This is a genomic window from Vibrio sp. 811, from assembly GCF_033339195.1.
Map to the genome: position 1 here is coordinate 1 of NZ_JAWOUB010000473.1, position 666 is coordinate 666.

Sequence of the window (666 nt, forward strand, 5' to 3'; positions counted from 1 at the left end):
TTTCACCCAAGTCTCTAGATAAACTTTACGGCCGAACAACTCTTCCATATCTAGACGTGCTTCACGACCAATGGTTTTGATCTTCTCGCCGCCTTTACCAATCACCATTTTCTTCTGACCATTACGTTCAACAAGAATCAAAGCATTGATATGGAAACCGTCGGTTTCTGGGTTGTAGTCGAAACGCTCAATCTCAACCGTTACAGAATATGGCAGTTCATCACCAGTAAAGCGCATTAGCTTTTCACGTACGATTTCTGAAGCCATGAAACGCTGAGAGCGATCCGTTACGTATTCTTCAGGGAAGTGATGCGTCGCTTTCGGCAGGTGATTACGTACGTGCTTGCGCAATACATCAATGTTCTTACCTTGCTTCGCAGAGATTGGCACTACATCGACAAAGTCCATTTTTTTAGACATTTCAGCCATGTGTAGCATCACTTCATTACGATCTTGCACGTTATCAACTTTGTTAACACAAAGTACAACAGGGAAGTTCGATTTCTGAAGCTTGGTCAACACCATCTCGTCGTCTTTAGTCCAATGGGTACCATCGACCAAGAAGAAAACTAGGTTCACGTCACTCAACGAGGAGTTTGCAGCGCGGTTCATCAAACGGTTGATTGCACGTTTTTCTTCAATGTGAAGTCCTGGTGTATCAACGTA

1 protein-coding gene is annotated in these 666 nt (G+C 43.7%); it reads right to left on the bottom strand.

The features are described 5' to 3' along the window. Positions 1-666, bottom strand: a 666-nt coding sequence (era, locus tag R7Q46_RS27560) for a GTPase Era (RefSeq protein ID WP_318078333.1), incomplete at both ends; no start/stop codon positions are given.